Source organism: Nocardioides scoriae, from assembly GCF_900104965.1.
GTDB classification, from domain to species: Bacteria; Actinomycetota; Actinomycetes; order Propionibacteriales; family Nocardioidaceae; genus Marmoricola; species Marmoricola scoriae.
This window is the reverse complement of sequence record NZ_LT629757.1, coordinates 919,401-935,604: the sequence shown is the minus strand read 5'-3', so window position 1 is coordinate 935,604 and position 16,204 is coordinate 919,401. Positions and strand designations below refer to the sequence as shown.

Annotated in this window: 15 protein-coding genes; 7 read left to right on the top strand and 8 right to left on the bottom strand. The window is 73.5% G+C overall.

The features are described 5' to 3' along the window. Nucleotides 1-101 precede the first annotated feature (101 nt). A complete protein-coding gene (locus BLU55_RS04500; RefSeq protein ID WP_091726568.1) occupies nt 102-1,520 on the top strand; it encodes a KamA family radical SAM protein in 1,419 nt (472 codons plus the stop codon). 82 nt (nt 1,521-1,602) lie between these two features. Further along, the gene (locus tag BLU55_RS04495; protein WP_091726565.1) at nt 1,603-2,604 is read left to right on the top strand and encodes a DNA topoisomerase IB; all 1,002 of its coding nucleotides are present in this window, start codon (nt 1,603-1,605) and stop codon (nt 2,602-2,604) included. Between the two features lie 58 nt (nt 2,605-2,662). On the opposite strand, the gene BLU55_RS04490 is transcribed toward BLU55_RS04495, so the two are convergent. Beyond that, nucleotides 2,663-4,537: an NAD(P)/FAD-dependent oxidoreductase gene (locus BLU55_RS04490; RefSeq protein ID WP_091726562.1), complete on the bottom strand. Its 1,875-nt coding sequence runs from the start codon at nt 4,535-4,537 to the stop codon at nt 2,663-2,665. Between the two features lie 92 nt (nt 4,538-4,629). Here BLU55_RS04490 and BLU55_RS04485 point away from each other — a divergent pair, with 92 nt between their 5' ends. Further along, a complete protein-coding gene (locus tag BLU55_RS04485; protein ID WP_197681089.1) occupies nt 4,630-5,907 on the top strand; it encodes a GAF domain-containing protein in 1,278 nt (425 codons plus the stop codon). A gap of 58 nt (nt 5,908-5,965) precedes the next feature. Continuing rightward, complete coding sequence (locus BLU55_RS04480; RefSeq protein WP_091726557.1) at nt 5,966-6,454, top strand: VOC family protein; 489 nt, start codon at nt 5,966-5,968, stop codon at nt 6,452-6,454. 3 nt (nt 6,455-6,457) lie between these two features. On the opposite strand, the gene BLU55_RS04475 is transcribed toward BLU55_RS04480, so the two are convergent. Beyond that, complete coding sequence (locus BLU55_RS04475) at nt 6,458-7,189, bottom strand: TetR/AcrR family transcriptional regulator (protein ID WP_091726556.1); 732 nt, start codon at nt 7,187-7,189, stop codon at nt 6,458-6,460. Nucleotides 7,190-7,268: 79 nt separating this feature from the next. On the opposite strand from BLU55_RS04475, the gene BLU55_RS04470 reads away from it, so the two are divergent. Beyond that, complete coding sequence (locus BLU55_RS04470) at nt 7,269-8,153, top strand: NAD(P)H-binding protein (RefSeq protein ID WP_091726553.1); 885 nt, start codon at nt 7,269-7,271, stop codon at nt 8,151-8,153. 7 nt (nt 8,154-8,160) lie between these two features. Here BLU55_RS04470 and BLU55_RS04465 read toward each other — a convergent pair whose 3' ends face one another. After that, nucleotides 8,161-8,598, bottom strand: a complete 438-nt coding sequence (locus tag BLU55_RS04465) for an Lrp/AsnC family transcriptional regulator (RefSeq protein WP_172833862.1) — start codon at nt 8,596-8,598, stop codon at nt 8,161-8,163. A 56-nt stretch (nt 8,599-8,654) separates the two neighbouring features. Here BLU55_RS04465 and BLU55_RS04460 point away from each other — a divergent pair, with 56 nt between their 5' ends. After that, entirely contained in the window at nt 8,655-9,599 is a 945-nt protein-coding gene (locus tag BLU55_RS04460; RefSeq protein ID WP_407938406.1) for a 5'-3' exonuclease, read from the top strand. Nucleotides 9,600-9,606: 7 nt separating this feature from the next. Here the strand turns inward: BLU55_RS04460 and BLU55_RS04455 are convergent, their stop codons facing one another. Further along, nucleotides 9,607-10,200, bottom strand: coding sequence for a helix-turn-helix domain-containing protein (locus tag BLU55_RS04455; protein ID WP_091726548.1), 594 nt, complete (start codon nt 10,198-10,200; stop codon nt 9,607-9,609). An 88-nt stretch (nt 10,201-10,288) separates the two neighbouring features. Here BLU55_RS04455 and BLU55_RS04450 point away from each other — a divergent pair, with 88 nt between their 5' ends. Continuing rightward, nucleotides 10,289-11,245 (top strand): NAD(P)/FAD-dependent oxidoreductase, encoded by a 957-nt coding sequence (locus BLU55_RS04450; protein ID WP_197681088.1) that lies wholly within the window; start codon nt 10,289-10,291, stop codon nt 11,243-11,245. Here the strand turns inward: BLU55_RS04450 and BLU55_RS04445 are convergent. The 4 genes from BLU55_RS04445 to tatA are packed head-to-tail and all read right to left on the bottom strand — an operon-like array spanning nt 11,235 to nt 16,141. Continuing rightward, on the bottom strand, nt 11,235-14,060 hold the full coding sequence (locus BLU55_RS04445) for a DEAD/DEAH box helicase (RefSeq protein WP_091726543.1): 2,826 nt from the start codon (nt 14,058-14,060) through the stop codon (nt 11,235-11,237). The two genes, BLU55_RS04450 and BLU55_RS04445, sit on opposite strands and share 11 nt — an antisense overlap. Next, nucleotides 14,060-14,935: a YegS/Rv2252/BmrU family lipid kinase gene (locus BLU55_RS04440; RefSeq protein ID WP_091726540.1), complete on the bottom strand. Its 876-nt coding sequence runs from the start codon at nt 14,933-14,935 to the stop codon at nt 14,060-14,062. Before BLU55_RS04440 ends, BLU55_RS04445 begins: the two co-directional genes overlap by 1 nt. Nucleotides 14,936-14,979: 44 nt before the next feature. Further along, a complete protein-coding gene (gene tatC, locus BLU55_RS04435; RefSeq protein ID WP_231917044.1) occupies nt 14,980-15,819 on the bottom strand; it encodes a twin-arginine translocase subunit TatC in 840 nt (279 codons plus the stop codon). Nucleotides 15,820-15,835: 16 nt separating this feature from the next. Then, on the bottom strand, nt 15,836-16,141 hold the full coding sequence (tatA, locus tag BLU55_RS04430; protein ID WP_091726537.1) for a twin-arginine translocase TatA/TatE family subunit: 306 nt from the start codon (nt 16,139-16,141) through the stop codon (nt 15,836-15,838). Nucleotides 16,142-16,204 lie beyond the last annotated feature (63 nt).

Genomic DNA, 16,204 nt, shown 5'->3' with positions numbered 1-16,204 from the left:
TCCCATGTGGTCACAAGCCTTTCCCGTAGATCAGTGGTGACACAGTAAATCCTTCGGCGTTGTGTTGGCAGCACCGCAAGGATCGTGTTCATACTGGGTCCATGAGCATCGAGACGTCCATCGCCTCCCTGGTCGAGGAGCAGACCGGCCAGCCCTACCCCTACCGGCGCGTCGAGCTGGTCGAGCCAGACTGGACGCGGTTCCCGGGCTGGAAGGACGTCACGCGGGAGCAGTGGGAGAGCGCGCAGTGGCAGCGCTCGCACTGCGTGAAGAACGTCCGCCAGCTCAAGGCGCTGCTCGGCGACCTCGTCGACGAGCGGTTCTACGCCGACCTCGAGCGCGACCAGGCCGAGCGGGCCACGATGTCGATGCTCGTGCCGCCGCAGATGATGAACACGATGGCGCCCCAGGTGGACCCCGCCGGTCCCGGCTCGCTGACCGACGCCTTCTACGCCGACCCGATGCGCCACTACATGATCCCGGTGTTCTCCGACCGCCGCACCGACTGGCCCTCGCACCCCCACGCCAGCCGCGACTCGCTGCACGAGCACGACATGTGGGCGGCCGAGGGCCTCACCCACCGCTACCCCACCAAGGTGCTCGCCGAGCTGCTGCCGACGTGCCCGCAGTACTGCGGCCACTGCACCCGGATGGACCTCGTGGGCAACTCCACCCCCGCGGTCGAGAAGCTGAAGTTCCTCGGCAAGCCGGTCGACCGCCACGCCGAGATGCTCGACTACCTGCGCCGCACGCCGTCGGTGCGCGACGTCGTGGTCTCGGGCGGCGACGTGGCCAACATGCCGTGGGCCCGGCTGGAGGAGTTCCTCACCGCCGTGCTGGACATCGACAACGTCCGCGACATCCGGCTCGCGACCAAGGCCCTGGCCGGGCTGCCGCAGCACTGGCTGCAGGACGACGTGCGCCGGGGCATGGAGCGCGTGGCCACCACCGCCCGCGCCCGGGGCGTCTCCCTGGCCATCCACACCCACGTCAACCACGCCAACTCGGTGACCCCGCTGGTGGCCGACGCCGCCCGGGCGATGTTCGAGGCCGGCGTGCGCGACGTGCGCAACCAGGGCGTGCTGCTGGACGGGGTCAACGCCGACCCGCACGCGCTGCTCGACCTGTGCTTCCGGCTGCTCGACGGGGCGCAGATCCTCCCCTACTACTTCTACATGTGCGACATGATCCCGGCCTCGGAGCACTGGCGGGTCTCGGTGCGCGACGCCCAGCAGCTGCAGCACCACATCATGGGCTACCTGCCGGGCTTCGCGACGCCGCGGATCGTGTGCGACGTGCCCTTCGTCGGCAAGCGCTGGGTGCACCAGCTCGCGACGTACGACCAGGTGCGCGGCATCTCCGGGTGGACGAAGAACTACCGGACCTCCATCGAGGCGGCCGACCCGGAGGCGCTGGAGCGGACCTACGAGTACTACGACCCGATCCACACCCTGCCCGCCGAGGGCCAGGCGTGGTGGGCGCGCCAGGAGAGCCTGGAGGGCACCGCCCCCTCGGCGTGACCGGGGCCGGCGCCCGCGCCCCGCGCCGCGGGTGGGCGATCTCGTCGGCATGAGGGCACGGCCCGCGGGGAACTAGGCGCACGTGCCACGACTGCGGACCGTCTACCCCAGCACCAAGGGCGGCACGCGCCGTCGTGCCGGCAAGGGGTGGACCTTCTACGACCACACCGGGCTGCGCATCACCGACGCCGAGGAGGTCGCCCGGCTCAAGGCGCTCGCGATCCCGCCGGCCTGGAAGGACGTGTGGATCTGCCCCTGGCCCAACGGCCACATCCAGGCCGTCGGCACCGACGACGCGGGGCGGCGGCAGTACCAGTACCACCCCGACTGGCGGGTCAAGCGCGACAAGCTGAAGTTCGACCGCGTGCTCCGGGCGGCCGAACGGCTGCCGGAGGCCCGCAAGGCGATCAAGCGCGACCTGGGGCTGGAGGGCATGCCGCTGGAGCGCGCCGACGCGGTCGCCGTGCGGCTGCTGGACCTGGGGTACTTCCGGATCGGCAGCGACATCTACGCCGACACCAACGGCTCCTTCGGCCTGACGACGCTGGAGAAGCGCCACGTGCGCCGCAAGGGCGACGTGCTGCACTTCCGCTTCACCGGCAAGTCGGGCGTGGAGCACAGCATCGAGATCGACGATCCCGACGTGCTCGGCGCCCTCGACAGCCTGCGCCGGCGGCGGGGCGGCACCGAGCGGCTGCTGGCGTACCAGCTCGAACGCGTCTGGAAGGACCTCGACGGCGCGGCCGTCAACACCTACCTCGGCACCCTGCTCGAGGACCTGACGGCCAAGGACTTCCGCACCTGGCACGCCACCGTCATCGCCGCCGCCTCCCTGGCCGCCAGCGACGAGCCGGCCGACACCAAGCGGTCGCGGCAGCGCGCGGTCAAGGCCGCGGTGCTGGAGGTCTCGGAGTACCTCGGCAACACCCCGACGATCGCGAAGAACTCCTACATCGACCCGCGCGTGATCGACCTCTACGAGAACGGCACCACCATCGACCCCGACCTCGTGCTGCGCCCCTCCCGCTCCCCCGCCGCCCAGCAGCGCCGCCTGGAGCAGGCGGTCCTCGACCTGCTGCGCTGAGGGGCCGGAGGGCCGGTGGCGGCCTCCCGAGCCGGCTCGGGAGACCGCCACCGCCGGCTCAGCCGGTGTGGTGCACCTCGGCGAGGCCGTGGACGGGGGTGGGGATGCCCTCGTAGCGGGCCTTGAGCTGCAGCGCCAGGTAGAGCGAGTAGTGGCGCGACTGGTGCAGGTTGCCGCCGTGCATCCAGAGGTTCTCGACCGCTGTCGGCTTCCACATGTTGCGCTGCTCGCCCTCCCACGGACCGGGGTCCTTGGTGGTGTCGGAGCCCAGGCCCCACACCTTGCCGAGCCGGTCGGCGGTCTCGGGGTCGATGAGGTCGGCGACCCAGCCGTTCATCGAGCCGTAGCCGGTCGCCAGCACGACCAGGTCGGCGGGCAGCTCGGTGCCGTCCTCGAGCACGACGGCGTCCTCGGTCAGGTGGGTGACCTGGCCGTGGGCGAGCTTCACCTCGCCGTCGGCGACCAGCTCGGCGGCACCCACGTCGATGTAGTAGCCCGAGCCGCGGCGCAGGTACTTCATGAACAGCCCGGAGCCGTCGTCGCCCCAGTCGTGCCAGAAGCCGGCCTTCTCCAGGCGCTCGTAGAAGTCCTTGTCCTGCTCGGCCATCGCCTCGTAGGCCGGGATCTGGAACTGGTGCATGATCCGGTAGGGCAGCGAGGCGAAGATCAGGTCGGCCTTCTCGGTGGTCACCCCGGCGTCCAGGGCCCGCTCGGAGTAGAGGTCGCCGAGCCCGTGCTCCATCAGGCTGTCGCTCTTGACGATGTGGGTCGAGGAGCGCTGCACCATCGTCACGTCGACGTCGTGCTCCCACAGGGCGCCGCAGATGTCGAAGGCCGAGTTGTTGCTGCCGATGACGACCGCCTTCTTCCCGGCGTACGCGTCGGGGCCGGGGTGCGCCGAGGAGTGGTGCACGTCGCCGCGGAAGACGTCGGTGCCCGGGATCTCCGGCACGTTGGCCTTGCCGGACATGCCGGTGGCGAAGACCAGCTGGGTGGGCCGCAGCGTCAGCGGCTTGCCCTCGCGCTCGACCTCGACGGTCCACTCGCCGCTGGCCTCGGACCACGTCGCACTGGTGGCGACGGTGCTCGACCAGTAGGGCACCTCCATCACCGTGACGTAGGACTCCAGCCAGTCGCCGATCTTGTCCTTGGGGGCGAAGACCGGCCAGTTGTCGGGGAACTTCAGGTAGGGCAGGTGGTCGTACCAGACCGGGTCGTGCAGGCACAGCGACTTGTAGCGGTTGCGCCACTGGTCGCCGGGCCGCGGGTGCTTGTCGATCACCAGCGCCGGGACGCCGAGCTGGCGCAAACGCGCACCCAGCGCGATGCCGCCCTGGCCACCGCCGACCACCAGGACGTGGGGCTGGGTGGTGCTGCCGAGGCTCTCGGCCTCCTGCTGGCGCGCCTCCTTCCAGGTGGTGCGCTGCTTGTTGGCGCCGTGCTCGGCGCCCATCGGCCGCTGCGTGCGGCGCGGCTCCTCGTGGCCCTTGAGCTCGTGGAGGGTCGTGAGCAGCGTCCAGGCGCGGTCCTCCCCGTCCGCCTCGTCGGCGCGCAGCCGCACCAGTCCGCGACCGCGGCCCACGGCGGTCTCGAACGCGATCCAGGCCGTGACCACGCCGTCGGCCTCGTCGGCGGGCTCCTCGGTGCGGAAGCCCGAGGGGTCCACACCGTCCAGCACGTCGCCCAGCATCGCGGTGATCTGCTCGCGGCCCTCGGAGGTGTGCAGGTTCCACGTGAACGCCACCAGGTCGCGCCAGAAGCCGTCGGTCTCGAACAGGCCGGCCGCGGCCTCGACGTCGCGCTCGCGCAGCGCGGCCTCGAAGCGCTCCAGCCAGCGCTCGGTGCGCTGCTGGGGCCCGGGGGTCGAGGTGTCGGAGGTGGTGCCGGTGTCCGAGGTCTGCTCGGCGTGCTCCCGCTCGGGGGCCTGGGTCATGTGGGTCTCCTTCGCCTAGGCTGGTGTGACCGAGCACACATCGTCGCGGCGAGCGGCGACAGGGTTGCAGCACGTTGCAACGAGAGGCACCCGTGGACCACCGGACCGACCAGACCGCGCTGCACCGCGTGCGGGAGTCCGCACTGTCCGGATCCGGCGTCGGCCCGCGCGACCCGGTCGCGGCGTCGTGGCGCCGGGTCGCGGCCCGCGGCCTGGAGCCGGGCTCGACCCCGGAGGTGCCGCCGTTGCCAGGGCCCGAGCTGGAGCGGCGGCGGGCGGCCAGCGGCCTGGCCGAGTTCGTGCCCCGCCTGACCCACACCCTCGCCTCGGTCATGGACTCGGGCCAGATGGTCGTGGTGGCCGACGCCGAGGGCCGGGTGCTGTGGCGCGCCGGCTCGAGCGGCGTACGACGCGCCGCCGACGACCTGGGGTTCGTCGGCGGGTCGGCCTGGACGGAGGGCAACGTCGGGACCAACGCCATCGGCACCTGCCTGGTCCTCGACGAGGGCGTCCACATCCAGGGCCCCGAGCACTTCGTCGACGCCCACACCCGGTGGGGCTGCGCCGCCGCGCCCATCAAGGACCCGTGGTCGGGCCGCACCCTCGGCGTGGTCGACGTCAGCGGCCCCTCCCGCGGCATGCACCCGGCCGAGCTGGCCCTGGTCGAGCTGGCCGCCCGGATGACCAGCCTCGAGATCGCCGAGCGCCACCGCGCCGAGCTCGACCGGCTGCGGGCCCACGCCGCGCCCGTCCTGGCGGGCCTCGCCGGGGCGGGTGGCGACGCGCTGGCGGTCGACCGCTGGGGCCACCTCGCGGCCGCCATCGGCTCGCGCAGCCCCGACCGGGTGGTGCTGCCGGAGGGCCTCAGCGGTGGTCCGCTCTGGCTGCCGACCCTGGGCGCCGCGGTGGCCGAGCCGCTGGCCGGCGGCTGGCTGCTGCGCCTCGGGGAGGCCGACGACCTCGCCGGCGGCCCCGGACCCGACCCCGCGACCACCCTCGAGCTCGACCTGACGGGCGAGCCCGTGGTCCGGGTCGGCGCCCCGTCCGGCAGCTGGTCGCGCCGGCTCTCCCCGCGGCACGCCGAGCTGGTCCTCGCGCTGGTCCAGGCGGGCCCGGCCGGACGCACCGCCGCCGAGCTCGCCCTCGACCTGTTCGCCGACGAGGCCAAGGTGGTCACGGTCCGCGCCGAGCTGTCCCGGCTGCGTCGGGCGCTGGGCAGCGTGCTGCTGTCCGGCCCCTACCGCCTCTCCCCCGGCGTCGCCGCGTCGCTCCGGCTGCCCGGTGACCGAGCCGCGGTGCTGCCGGGGTCGAGCGCCCCGGTGGTGGCACGGCTCGCGCGGCAGGGAACCGCTCCGGCGCAGGTGCGATGACTCCGCCCGGTCGGTGAGGTCCGTACCACCACCAGTCCCCCACCACCAGGAGCCCGCCATGCAGCCCCTCGTCCCCCACCTGTGGATCAACGACGGCAAGGTCGACGAGGCCGTCGACTTCTACGTCTCGCTCCTCGACGACTCCCGGGTCGTCGCCCGGATGCCCTACGGCCCCGAGGCGGGCGAGTGGGCCGGCCAGACGATGGCCGTCACCTTCGAGCTCGTCGGTCACACGTACGTCGCGATCAACGGCGCCGACACCCGCTTCGAGCCCAACGAAGCGATCTCCCTCGCGGTGCCGTGCGACACCCAGGAGGAGATCGACCGGCTCTGGTCGGGCCTCACCGACGGGGGCAAGGGCGGTCCCTGCGGCTGGCTCCAGGACCGCTACGGCTTCTCCTGGCAGGTCTACCCGGCCTCGCTCGACGAGCACCTCGCCAGTGACGACCCCGAGCGGGCCCGCCGGGCCGTGGCGTACTTCATGACGCTCGACGGCGTGCCGTTCGTCCTCGACGACCTCGAGGCGGCCGTCCGCGGCGAGGGCTGAGGCTCAGCGTCGGCCACCGCCCGTGGCGGCGTCGACGACGCGGTCCAGCCAGTCGAGCAGCAGCGCGCGTTCGGGTCCGCTGAGCACGTCGAGCCGCGGCACCAGCGCACGGAAGGCGACGGCCGTGGCCGCCGGGCCCCCGTCGCCGGGTGCGGGCGCGTCGGTCAGGACGTGGCCGAGCACGGCCTCCAGCATCGCATCCGCGACGCCCAGGTCACGCGCCTCGGGCGGGCTCGCGAGCAGCGTGAGCACCGCCCCCGTGCCGGCCGCGTGGACCAGGTCGACCGCGCGCTGCTCGCCGACGCGCAGCCGCCCGGCCTGCGCCACGCGGTGGACACGAGCGGCCAGCACCCGGCGGCCGGCCGCGCCGGCCGGCGACGCGGGCCCGCGGTCGGGGTCGCTGAGCAGCCGGAAGACGGCCGGGTTGGCCAGGCCGAAGTCGATCTGGGCCTGCCAGCCGGTGCGCAGGTCCTCCAGCGGGTCGGTGCCGTCGGCCGCGGCCGAGGCGACGACGGCCGCCTTGGCGGCGACGTACGTCGCGAGCACGTGCTCGGCGACGGCGTCGAGCAGGCCGTCCTTGTCGCCGAACAGCCGGTAGATGGCCGGGGGCTGCACGCCCGCCTGCTCGGCCACCCGTCGCGTCGTGACGCCGTCGTGGCCCAGCTCCCCCAGCAGCCGGGCGGCGGCCTGGACGATCCGGGACCGGGTGTCCGCGGCGGTGCTCTGGTCGGTCACGTGATCGACGTTACCGCAATGGCGTTATCGGTGGTAGTACTGGTGGCACCGACCTCCACCCCACCGAACGGATCCCTCCATGATCACCGTCACCGGCGCCACGGGCGCCCTCAACGGCGCCACCGTCGACCACCTGCTCGAGCGGCTGCCCGCGAGCGAGGTCACCGTCGTGGTCCGCGACCCCGACCGGGCCCGGCACCTCGCCGACCGCGGGGTGGCCGTGCGCCGCGGCGACTACGCCGATCCCCGGTCCGGCGCCGGCTCCCTCGCCGAGGCCTTCGCGGGCGCCGACCAGCTCCTGCTGGTGTCCTCCAACGACCCGGGCGGCGACACCGTGCAGCTGCACCGCAACGCCGTCGAGGCCGCCGCGACCGCCGGGGTGGGTCGCGTGCTCTACACCAGCCACCAGGGTGCGGCCGCCGACAGCCCCTTCGGCCCCGGCCGGGTGCACGCTGCGACGGAGGACCTCCTCGCCGACTCCGGCCTGCCCTGGACCTCGCTGCGCAACGGCTTCTACGCCCACAGCCTCGCGTGGCTCGCCGGGCCCTGGCGCGAGACCGGCGTCGTCACCGTCCCCGCCGACGGTCCGGTCTCCTGGACCACGCGGGACGACGCCGCCCAGGCAGCGGCCGTCGTGCTGCTCGCGGACGACCACGTCGACGGCCCGCTCACGCTGACCGCCACCGAGGCCCCGACCTTCGCCGACGTGGCCGACCTGGCCTCCGAGCTGTCCGGCCGGACCGTCACCTGCGAGGTCGTCGACCCGGAGAGGTGGCTGGCCGACCAGGTGGCCGCCGGGCGTCCCGAGCACGTCGCCCGCTTCACCCTCGGGATGTACCTCGCCGCCGCCGGCGGGTTCTTCGCCGGCACCGACCCGGCGCTGGGGCGGCTCCTGGGGCGGCCCCCGACGAGCGTGCGCGAGGTGCTGGCCCAGGTCCCCCCGAACCCGCCCCCCGGCCGCTGACCAGGGACTAGTGCAGCGGGCGGTTCTCGTACGGCGTGGACAGCACGATCGTGGTGCGCGTGGTGACGTGCGCCGCCGCCCGGACGCGGCCGAGCAGGTCCTCGAGGTCCGCCGGCGTGGCGACCCGGACCTTGAGGATGTAGGACTCGACCCCGGCCACCGACCAGCACGACTCGATCTCCTCGATGTCGCGCAGGCGATCGGGGTAGTCGTCGGGCCGGGAGACGTCGATGGGGGCGACGCTGACGAACGCCGTCAGCGGCTTGCCGGCGGCCGCGTGGTCGATGGTCGCGCCGTACCCCAGGATCAGGCCGCGCTCCTCGAGCCGCTTGACGCGCTGGTGGACGGCGCTGGTCGAGAGCCCCGTCGCGCGGCCCAGGTCGGTGTAGGACATCCGGCCGTCGTCGGCGAGCAGCCGGAGGATCTGCCGGTCGATGGACTCCACGGCGGTGACCCTATCGTCCGGGGCCGTCGGGGCCACCACCTCCTAGACTCCGCTGCGTGACCTCCTCGCGGTTGATGCTCCTCGACACGGCCTCGCTCTACTTCCGCGCCTTCTTCGGCATCCCCGACACGGTGACCGCCCCCGACGGCACGCCGGTCAACGCCGTGCGGGGACTGGTCGACTTCGTCAACCGGCTCGTCGAGGAGTACCAGCCGACGCACCTCGCGTGCTGCTGGGACGACGACTGGCGACCGCAGTGGCGCGTCGACCTGCTGCCGTCGTACAAGGCCCACCGCGTCGTGGCCGAGCGCGCCGCCGACCCCGACGTGGAGGAGGTGCCCGACCCGCTGCAGAAGCAGGTGCCGCTCATCCGCGCTGTGCTCGACGCCTTCGGGATCGCCGTGGTGGGGGCACCGGAGATGGAGGCCGACGACGTGATCGGCACGCTGGCGACCGACGCCGGCATGCCCGTCGACATCGTCACCGGCGACCGTGACCTGTTCCAGCTCGTCGACGACGAGGCGCAGGTGCGGGTGCTCTACACCGCCCGCGGCGTCGGCAAGCACGAGCGCGTCGACAACGACTGGGTGCGGGCGCGCTACGGCGTCGACGCGGCGCAGTACGCCGCCTTCGCCACCCTGCGCGGCGACTCCTCCGACGGCCTGCCGGGCGTCGCCGGGGTCGGTGACAAGACCGCTGCCACGCTGCTGGGCCGCTTCGGCACCCTGGACGCGATCGTGGCCGCCGCGACCGACCCGGAGGGCTCCGACCCCGAGGGCAGGCTCGGCCCCGGCCCCCGGGGCAAGATCAAGGCGTCGCTGGACTACCTCGAGGTCGCCCCGCGGGTGGTCGCCGTCGTCCGCGACCTCGACCTGGCCGGTCACGACCTCACCCTGCCCGCCACCCCGGCCGACCCCGAGATGCTCGCCGCGATCGCCGAGCAGTGGGGCCTGACCAGCCCGGTCGAGCGGCTGGTGGACACCCTGGCCGCCCGCGGCTGAGCCGGGCTCAGTCCTCCGCGCGCGTGTCGGTCGACCGGGCCCGGGTGTGCATCCGCTCGCCCTCGCGCCCGAAGATCGACAGGAACTCCACGCGGCGCTCGTCGGCGCCGCCGAACCAGTGCGGCAGCCGGGTGTCGAACTCGGCGACCTCGCCCGGCTCGAGCACCACGTCGTGCTCCCCCAGCACCATCCGCAGCCGGCCGTCGAGGACGTAGAGCCACTCGTAGCCCTCGTGGGTCTGCGGGTCCGGCGTGCGACGGCGGCGGCCGGGCGCGATGGTCAGTTTGTAGGCCTGCAGCCCGCCCGCACGGCGGCTCAGCGGCACCATCGTCATGCCGCCCCGCGTCACGCCGCGCTGCACCACCCGCGGGTCGTCGGCGCCGCTGGTGTCGACCAGGTCGTCCAGCGCCAACCCGTGGGCGCGGGCCAGGGGCAGCAGCAGCTCCAGCGTCGGGCGGCGTCCCCCGGACTCCAGGCGCGACAGGGTGCTGACCGAGATGCCGGTGGTGCCGGACAGGTCGGCCAGGGTCAGCTCGGCCTCCAGGCGCAGCGCACGCAGCCGGGGGCCGACGGAGTCCAGCACGTCGTCGAGCTCGTCCATGCCGGGGAGTTTGCCACGTCGGCAAAGGAGTTTGTCATCGACGGCTGCGATCTCGCAGGCTGCTGCCACCGACGACGAGGAGGACCAGATGGGCCAGCAGGACGCGTACGACGTGGTGGTGGTGGGCGGCGGGGCCGCCGGGCTCAGCGGGGCGATCGCGCTGGCGCGGTCGCGGCGACGGGTGCTGGTGGTCGACGCCGGGTCACCGCGCAACGCCCCGGCCGAGGGCGTGCACAACCTGCTGGGGCGCGAGGGTGCCTCGCCGCTCGCGCTGCTGGAGCAGGGACGCGCCGACCTCGAGGCCTACGGCGGGCAGGTGCGCCGCGGCCTCGCCGTGGGCGCCCGACGCACCGGGGCCGGCTTCGAGGTCGACCTCCACGACGGGGCGGTCGTCCACGGTCGGCGGCTGCTGGTCACCACGGGGCTGGTCGACGAGCTGCCCGACGTGCCGGGGCTGGCCGAGCGCTGGGGCCACCAGGTGCTGCACTGCCCGTTCTGCCACGGCTGGGAGGTCCGCGACCAGCGCATCGGGGTGCTCTCGACCGGCCCCGTGACCGTGCACCAGGCGGTGCTCTTCAGCCGGCTCTCGGACCACGTGGTGGTGCTCGCCCACGAGGCACCCCCGGCCGAGGCCGACCTGCCGCGGCTGGCGGCGGCCGGGGTGCGGGTGGTGACCGGCCGGGTGACGGCCGTGGAGGGCGAGCCGGGCCGGCTGTCCGGCGTGCGCCTGGAGGACGGGACGGCGGTGCCCCTGGACGCCGTGGTGGTCGCGCCACGGATGGTGGCGCGCTCCGCCGTGCTCGACGACCTCGGGCTGGAGCCGGTGCCGCACCCGACGGGGACGGGCCAGCACTACCCCAGCGAGCCGGGAGGCCGCACCAGCCTCGAGGGCGTCCACGTGGCCGGCAACGTCACCGACCTCATGGCGCAGGTCGGCCCCAGCGGGGCCGCGGGCACGATGGCCGGGGCGATGCTCCACGCCGAGCTGATCGAGGAGGAGCTGGCCGCCCTGCTCGCGGCGCCGGAGGGCGCCGCTAGCCGCTGACCGAGGAGTAGGCCACGACCCCGCGACGCAGCCGCGACGACGCCTCGCGGGCGGCCGTGCGCAGGGCCTTGGACCCCGAGGCGTCGGCCACCTGGTCGGCGAGGTCGAGCAGCTGCTTGACCCACCGCACGAAGTCGCCGGCGGTGAGGTCGGTGACGCGCAGGATGTCGTCGAGCTCGTCGCCCTCGGCCCAGCGCCACGCCGCCCACACGAAGCCGAGGTCCGGCTCGTGGAGCTGGTCGAGCCGGTGCTCGCGCTCGAGGGCGTCGAGGTCGCCCCAGATCGAGACCATGTCGGCCAGCACCTGGCGGACCGGGCCGGCGACGGGCAGCCGCGGTGCGGCGGCGTCGTCGGGGCGGCGCGACTCGTAGACCAGCGTGGACAGCACCGCGGCCAGCTCCGAGGGGTCGAGCGCGTCCCAGAGCCCGGCGCGCAGCGACTCGGCGGTGACGAGGTCCATCTCGTTGTAGATCCGCATCAGGGTGCGTCCCCGGTCGGTGACGGCGAGGGAGTCGCCGCTGCCCTCCAGGTAGCCCAGCGCCGCCAGCACGTCGCAGACCCGGTCGAACTGGCGCGCGATGGTGTTGGTGCGCTGCTCGATGCGGCGCTTGAGGGTGCGCGCGTCGCGGTCGAGCTTGAAGTAGCGCTCGGCCCAGCGGGCGTGGTCCTCGCGGTCGGGGCACTCGTGGCAGGGGTGGTCGCGCAGCTGGCGCCGCAGCTCGGCGATCCGCCGGTCCTCGACCGGCGACCGCGAGCCCCCGGAGTGGCCGACCCCTCCGGGGCCCGGCGGCGGGGCGAAGCCATTGGTCCGGTTGCGCAGCGTCGAGGCCAGGTCGCGCCGCGCCTGGGGGTCGCGGCCGTTGAAGTTCTTCGGGACCTTGACCCGGGTCAGGGCGCCGACGGGGGTCGGGAAGTCGGCGATGCTCAGCCGCCGGGCGTGCCGGTCGGCGGTCAGCACGTAGGGCCGCGGACCCTCGCGGTCGGCGCCGCGCGACGACCCGCTGGTGCCGGGGTCGATGACCACGGCCAGGCCGGAGAAGCGGCCGGCCGGCACGTCGATGACGTCGCCGGGGCGCAGGCCCTCGAGCGAGTCCACGACCTCCTGGCGGCGGTCGAAGCGCCGTGAGCGGGCCAGGTCGCGCTCGGTCTCGGAGAGCTGGTGGCGCAGGCCGGCGTACTGCATGAAGTCGCCCTTGTCGCAGGCCGCGGCCTCGGCGTACCCCGCCAGGGCGTCCTCGCTCTTGCGCAGCTGCCGGGCCAGGCCCACGACGGCCTTGTCCGCCTGGAACTGGGCGAACGACGACTCCAGCAGCTCGCGGGCCCGCTCGCGCCCGAACTGGTGGACCAGGTTGACCGCCATGTTGTACGACGGCCGGAAGCTCGAGCGGAGCGGGTAGGTGCGGGTCGAGGCGAGGCCGGCCACCGAGGAGGGGTCGAGCCCCTGCTGCCACAACACCACGCCGTGGCCCTCGACGTCGATGCCGCGGCGTCCGGCGCGGCCGGTGAGCTGGGTGTACTCCCCCGGCGACAGGTCGGCGTGGGTCTCGCCGTTCCACTTCGAGAGCTTCTCGATGACGACCGAGCGGGCGGGCATGTTGATGCCGAGCGCGAGCGTCTCGGTCGCGAACACCACCCGGCACAGGCCGCGCAGGAACAGCTCCTCGACGCACTCCTTGAAGGTGGGCAGCATGCCCGCGTGGTGGGCCGCGATGCCGCGGGTCAGGCCGTCGAGGAACTCGTGGTAGCCGAGCACCTGGAGGTCCTCGTCGGGCAGGTTGGCGCACCGCTCCTCGACGAAGGCGTGGATCTCGTCGCGCTCCGCGGGCGTGGTCAGCTTGAGGTTGGCGTCGAGGCACTGCTGCACCGCGGCGTTGCAGCCGACCCGGCTGAAGATGAACACGATGGCCGGCAGCAGCCCGGCCCGGTCGAGCTGCTCGACGACCTGGGCGCGGGTGGGCGTCCAGGCGCCGCGGGACCCCTGGGACCCCGATTGCGGGCGCTTGCCGCCCCGCGGCGCGCGCCGGTCCTTCATCCGGCCGCGCGCCCAGTCGTCGCGCGCCAGCCGCACCAGCTGGGGGTTCACCTTGGGCTCGCGGTCGTGCTTCTCCAGCTCGGCGGGGTCGGTGGAGCCCTCGTCGGCGAACAGGTCGTACATCCGGCGCCCGGCGATGACGTGCTGGTAGAGCGGCACCGGTCGCCGCTCCTCCACGATCGTGGTCGTCTCGCCCCGCACGGTGCCGAGCCACTCGCCGAACTCCTCGGCGTTGCTCACGGTCGCCGAGAGCGAGGCCACGGCCACCGAGTCGGGCAGGTGGATGATGACCTCCTCCCAGACCGCACCACGCATCCGGTCGGCGAGGTAGTGCACCTCGTCCATGACCACGAACCCGAGGGTCTCGAGGGTCCGCGAGCCGGCGTACAGCATGTTGCGGAGGACCTCGGTGGTCATCACGACCACGGGCGCCTCGCCGTTGATGCTGTTGTCGCCGGTGAGCAGGCCGACGTTGTCGGCGCCGTAGCGCACCGAGAGGTCGTGGAACTTCTGGTTCGACAGCGCCTTGATGGGCGTGGTGTAGAACGCCTTGCGGCCGGTCTCCAGCGCGAGGTGGACGGCGAACTCGCCGACGATGGTCTTGCCCGAGCCGGTCGGTGCGGCCACCAGGACCGAGCGGCCCTCCTCCAGCTCGCGGCAGGCGCGGACCTGGAAGTCGTCGAGCGTGAAGGACATCCGCGAGGCGAAGTCGGCGAGCATGGGGTGCTCGCGGTTGCGGCGGTAGCGGGCGTAGCGGGCGGAGGCGCTCTGGTCGTCGGTCATCACGGCACCAGTACCCGGAGGGCGGCGGGGGCCACCTCGACGGTGAGGGGCAGCGCGCCGACCCGCTCCCCGTCGGCGTACGCCGTGATGCCGGGTGCGGCGACCGTCACCGAGCGGGCCCGCCGGTGGCGGTAGCCCGGGTGCCGGGCCACCGAGCCGTCGAAGAGCCGGGGGTAGGTCCGCACCAGTCCGCGCCGGGTCAGCGGCTCGATCACCACGACGTCGAGCAGCCCGTCGTCGAGGCTCGCCCCCTCGGTGATGCGCAGCCCGCCGCCGAAGGACGGGCCGTTGCCCACGGCCACGACGGTCGCCTCGAATCGCTCCACGTCGCCGTCGACCTCCAGGGTGTAGGGGATGGGCTGCAGCGTGCGCAGCTCGGCCAGGGTGGCCAGGTTGTAGCGCATCTGGCCGCGCGGCCAGGACATGGTGTTGGCGCGCTCGTTGACCACCGCGTCGAAGCCCGCGGCCAGCACGGTGACGAAGAAGCGCGACCCGGCTCGACCGAGGTCGATGGTGCGCTCCCGGCCGCCGATCACCACGTCGACCGCGGCCGCGGTGTCGCGCCGCGGGACGCCGAGGTAGCGGGCCACGTCGTTGCCCGTGCCGGCGGGCACCACGCCGAGCCGCGACGCGGAGCCGGCCAGCGCCTGCACGGCCTGGTGCACCATGCCGTCACCGCCCACGACCACCACCGTCTCGACGCCGTCCGCGACGCACGCGTGGGCGTGCCCGAGGGCCTCCTCGGCGTCGCGGCCGACCAGCTCGCGCACGTGGTAGCCGGCGTCGCGCAGTCGGGGCGCCACCTGCTGCGCGGTGCGGGCTCCCCGTCCCCGACCGGAGGTCGGGTTGGTGAGCAGCGCGATCTGCTGGGCCACCCTCGAACCCTAGCCCGGCCCCTCGGCGGGCCCCCGCACGGTGCCTAGAGCGGCGAGGCGGCGTCGTCGTCCCACTGCTCGTGCTCGAAGCGACCCCGGCGGCGGTCGATCAGCCGCGCGATCAGCTCGGAGACGAAGAGCAGCAGGGTCATCGGGATGGCGAGCATGAGCATCGAGAACGGGTCGGTCGACGGGGTCGCGACCGCGGCGAAGACGAACGCCCCGACGATGATCCACGGGCGGTGCCGTCCCAGCGAGCGGCCCGAGATCACCCCGGCCAGGCTGAGCAGCACCACGAACAGCGGGATCTCGAAGGCGATGCCGAAGACCAGCAGCATCCGGATCACGAAGCTGAAGAACTCGCCGAAGTCGGTCAGCTGCACCAGGCCGTCCTGGGTGAAGCCGATCAGGGTGGCGATGCCCTTGGGCAGCACGTAGTAGCCGACCGCCACGCCGGCGATGAACAGCGGGCCGGCGACCACCGCGAACAGCCGGGTCCAGCGCTTCTCCTGCGCGTGCAGGCCCGGGACGATGAAGCCCCAGATCTCGTAGAGCCACAGCGGCGAGGTCGCCACGACCGCTGCCATCGTGCACAGCTTGATCTGCAGCAGCAGCGGGGAGCCGATGCCGCTGATGACGGCCTCGCTCTGGGTGTCCTCGCCCAGCATCGTCAGTGCCTGGTTGTAGGGGTCGAGGATCAGCTGGAAGAGCTGGTCGTAGAAGAAGAAGGCCACGATGGTGGCCACGACGAGGTAGAGGCTCGCCCGCATGAGGCGGGCGCGCAGCTCCCGGAAGTGGTCCCCGAGCGCCATCCGGCCGTCCTCGCCGATGGGGTTGCGAGGCTTGCCGCTGAACAGCCCGAGGACGCCGGTGACGACGGACACGAGGTGAGGGGGTGGGTCAGCGCGTGCCGGGCGTGCCCGGCTCGTCGGTGCGGTTCACCGGGTGCTGGACCTCGTGGTCGCGCTCGCGGGCGAGGCGGTCGGCCTCCTGGCGGGCGTCGATCTCGCGCTGGGCGTCGGTCTTGTCGTCGTCGTCCATCAGGCCCTTGGTCTCGGCCTTGAAGATCCGCAGCGCGCGCCCGGACCCACGGGCCAGCTCGGGCAGCTTGGAGGCTCCGAACAGCAGGACGATGATGCCGACGATGATGAGCAGCTCCGTCGTCCCGAGGCCGGCGATCAGGGGCGTCACCACATCAATGCTCATGCGTCCCACTGTACGCCGTGCAGATGAACCTCCGCCGTCACTCGGGTGTACGCACGCTGTGGA

Excerpts from the sequence above, each read along its gene's own strand:
- BLU55_RS04500 (WP_091726568.1), top strand. The coding sequence starts at position 102 with ATGAGCATCGAGACGTCCATCGCCTCCCTGGTCGAGGAGCAGACCGGC.
- BLU55_RS04490 (WP_091726562.1), bottom strand. The coding sequence starts at position 4,537 with ATGACCCAGGCCCCCGAGCGGGAGCACGCCGAGCAGACCTCGGACACC.
- BLU55_RS04470 (WP_091726553.1), top strand. The coding sequence starts at position 7,269 with ATGATCACCGTCACCGGCGCCACGGGCGCCCTCAACGGCGCCACCGTC.
- BLU55_RS04480 (WP_091726557.1), top strand. The coding sequence starts at position 5,966 with ATGCAGCCCCTCGTCCCCCACCTGTGGATCAACGACGGCAAGGTCGAC.
- tatA (WP_091726537.1), bottom strand. The coding sequence starts at position 16,141 with ATGAGCATTGATGTGGTGACGCCCCTGATCGCCGGCCTCGGGACGACG.
- BLU55_RS04455 (WP_091726548.1), bottom strand. The coding sequence starts at position 10,200 with ATGGACGAGCTCGACGACGTGCTGGACTCCGTCGGCCCCCGGCTGCGT.
- BLU55_RS04445 (WP_091726543.1), bottom strand. The coding sequence starts at position 14,060 with ATGACCGACGACCAGAGCGCCTCCGCCCGCTACGCCCGCTACCGCCGC.
- BLU55_RS04450 (WP_197681088.1), top strand. The coding sequence starts at position 10,289 with ATGGGCCAGCAGGACGCGTACGACGTGGTGGTGGTGGGCGGCGGGGCC.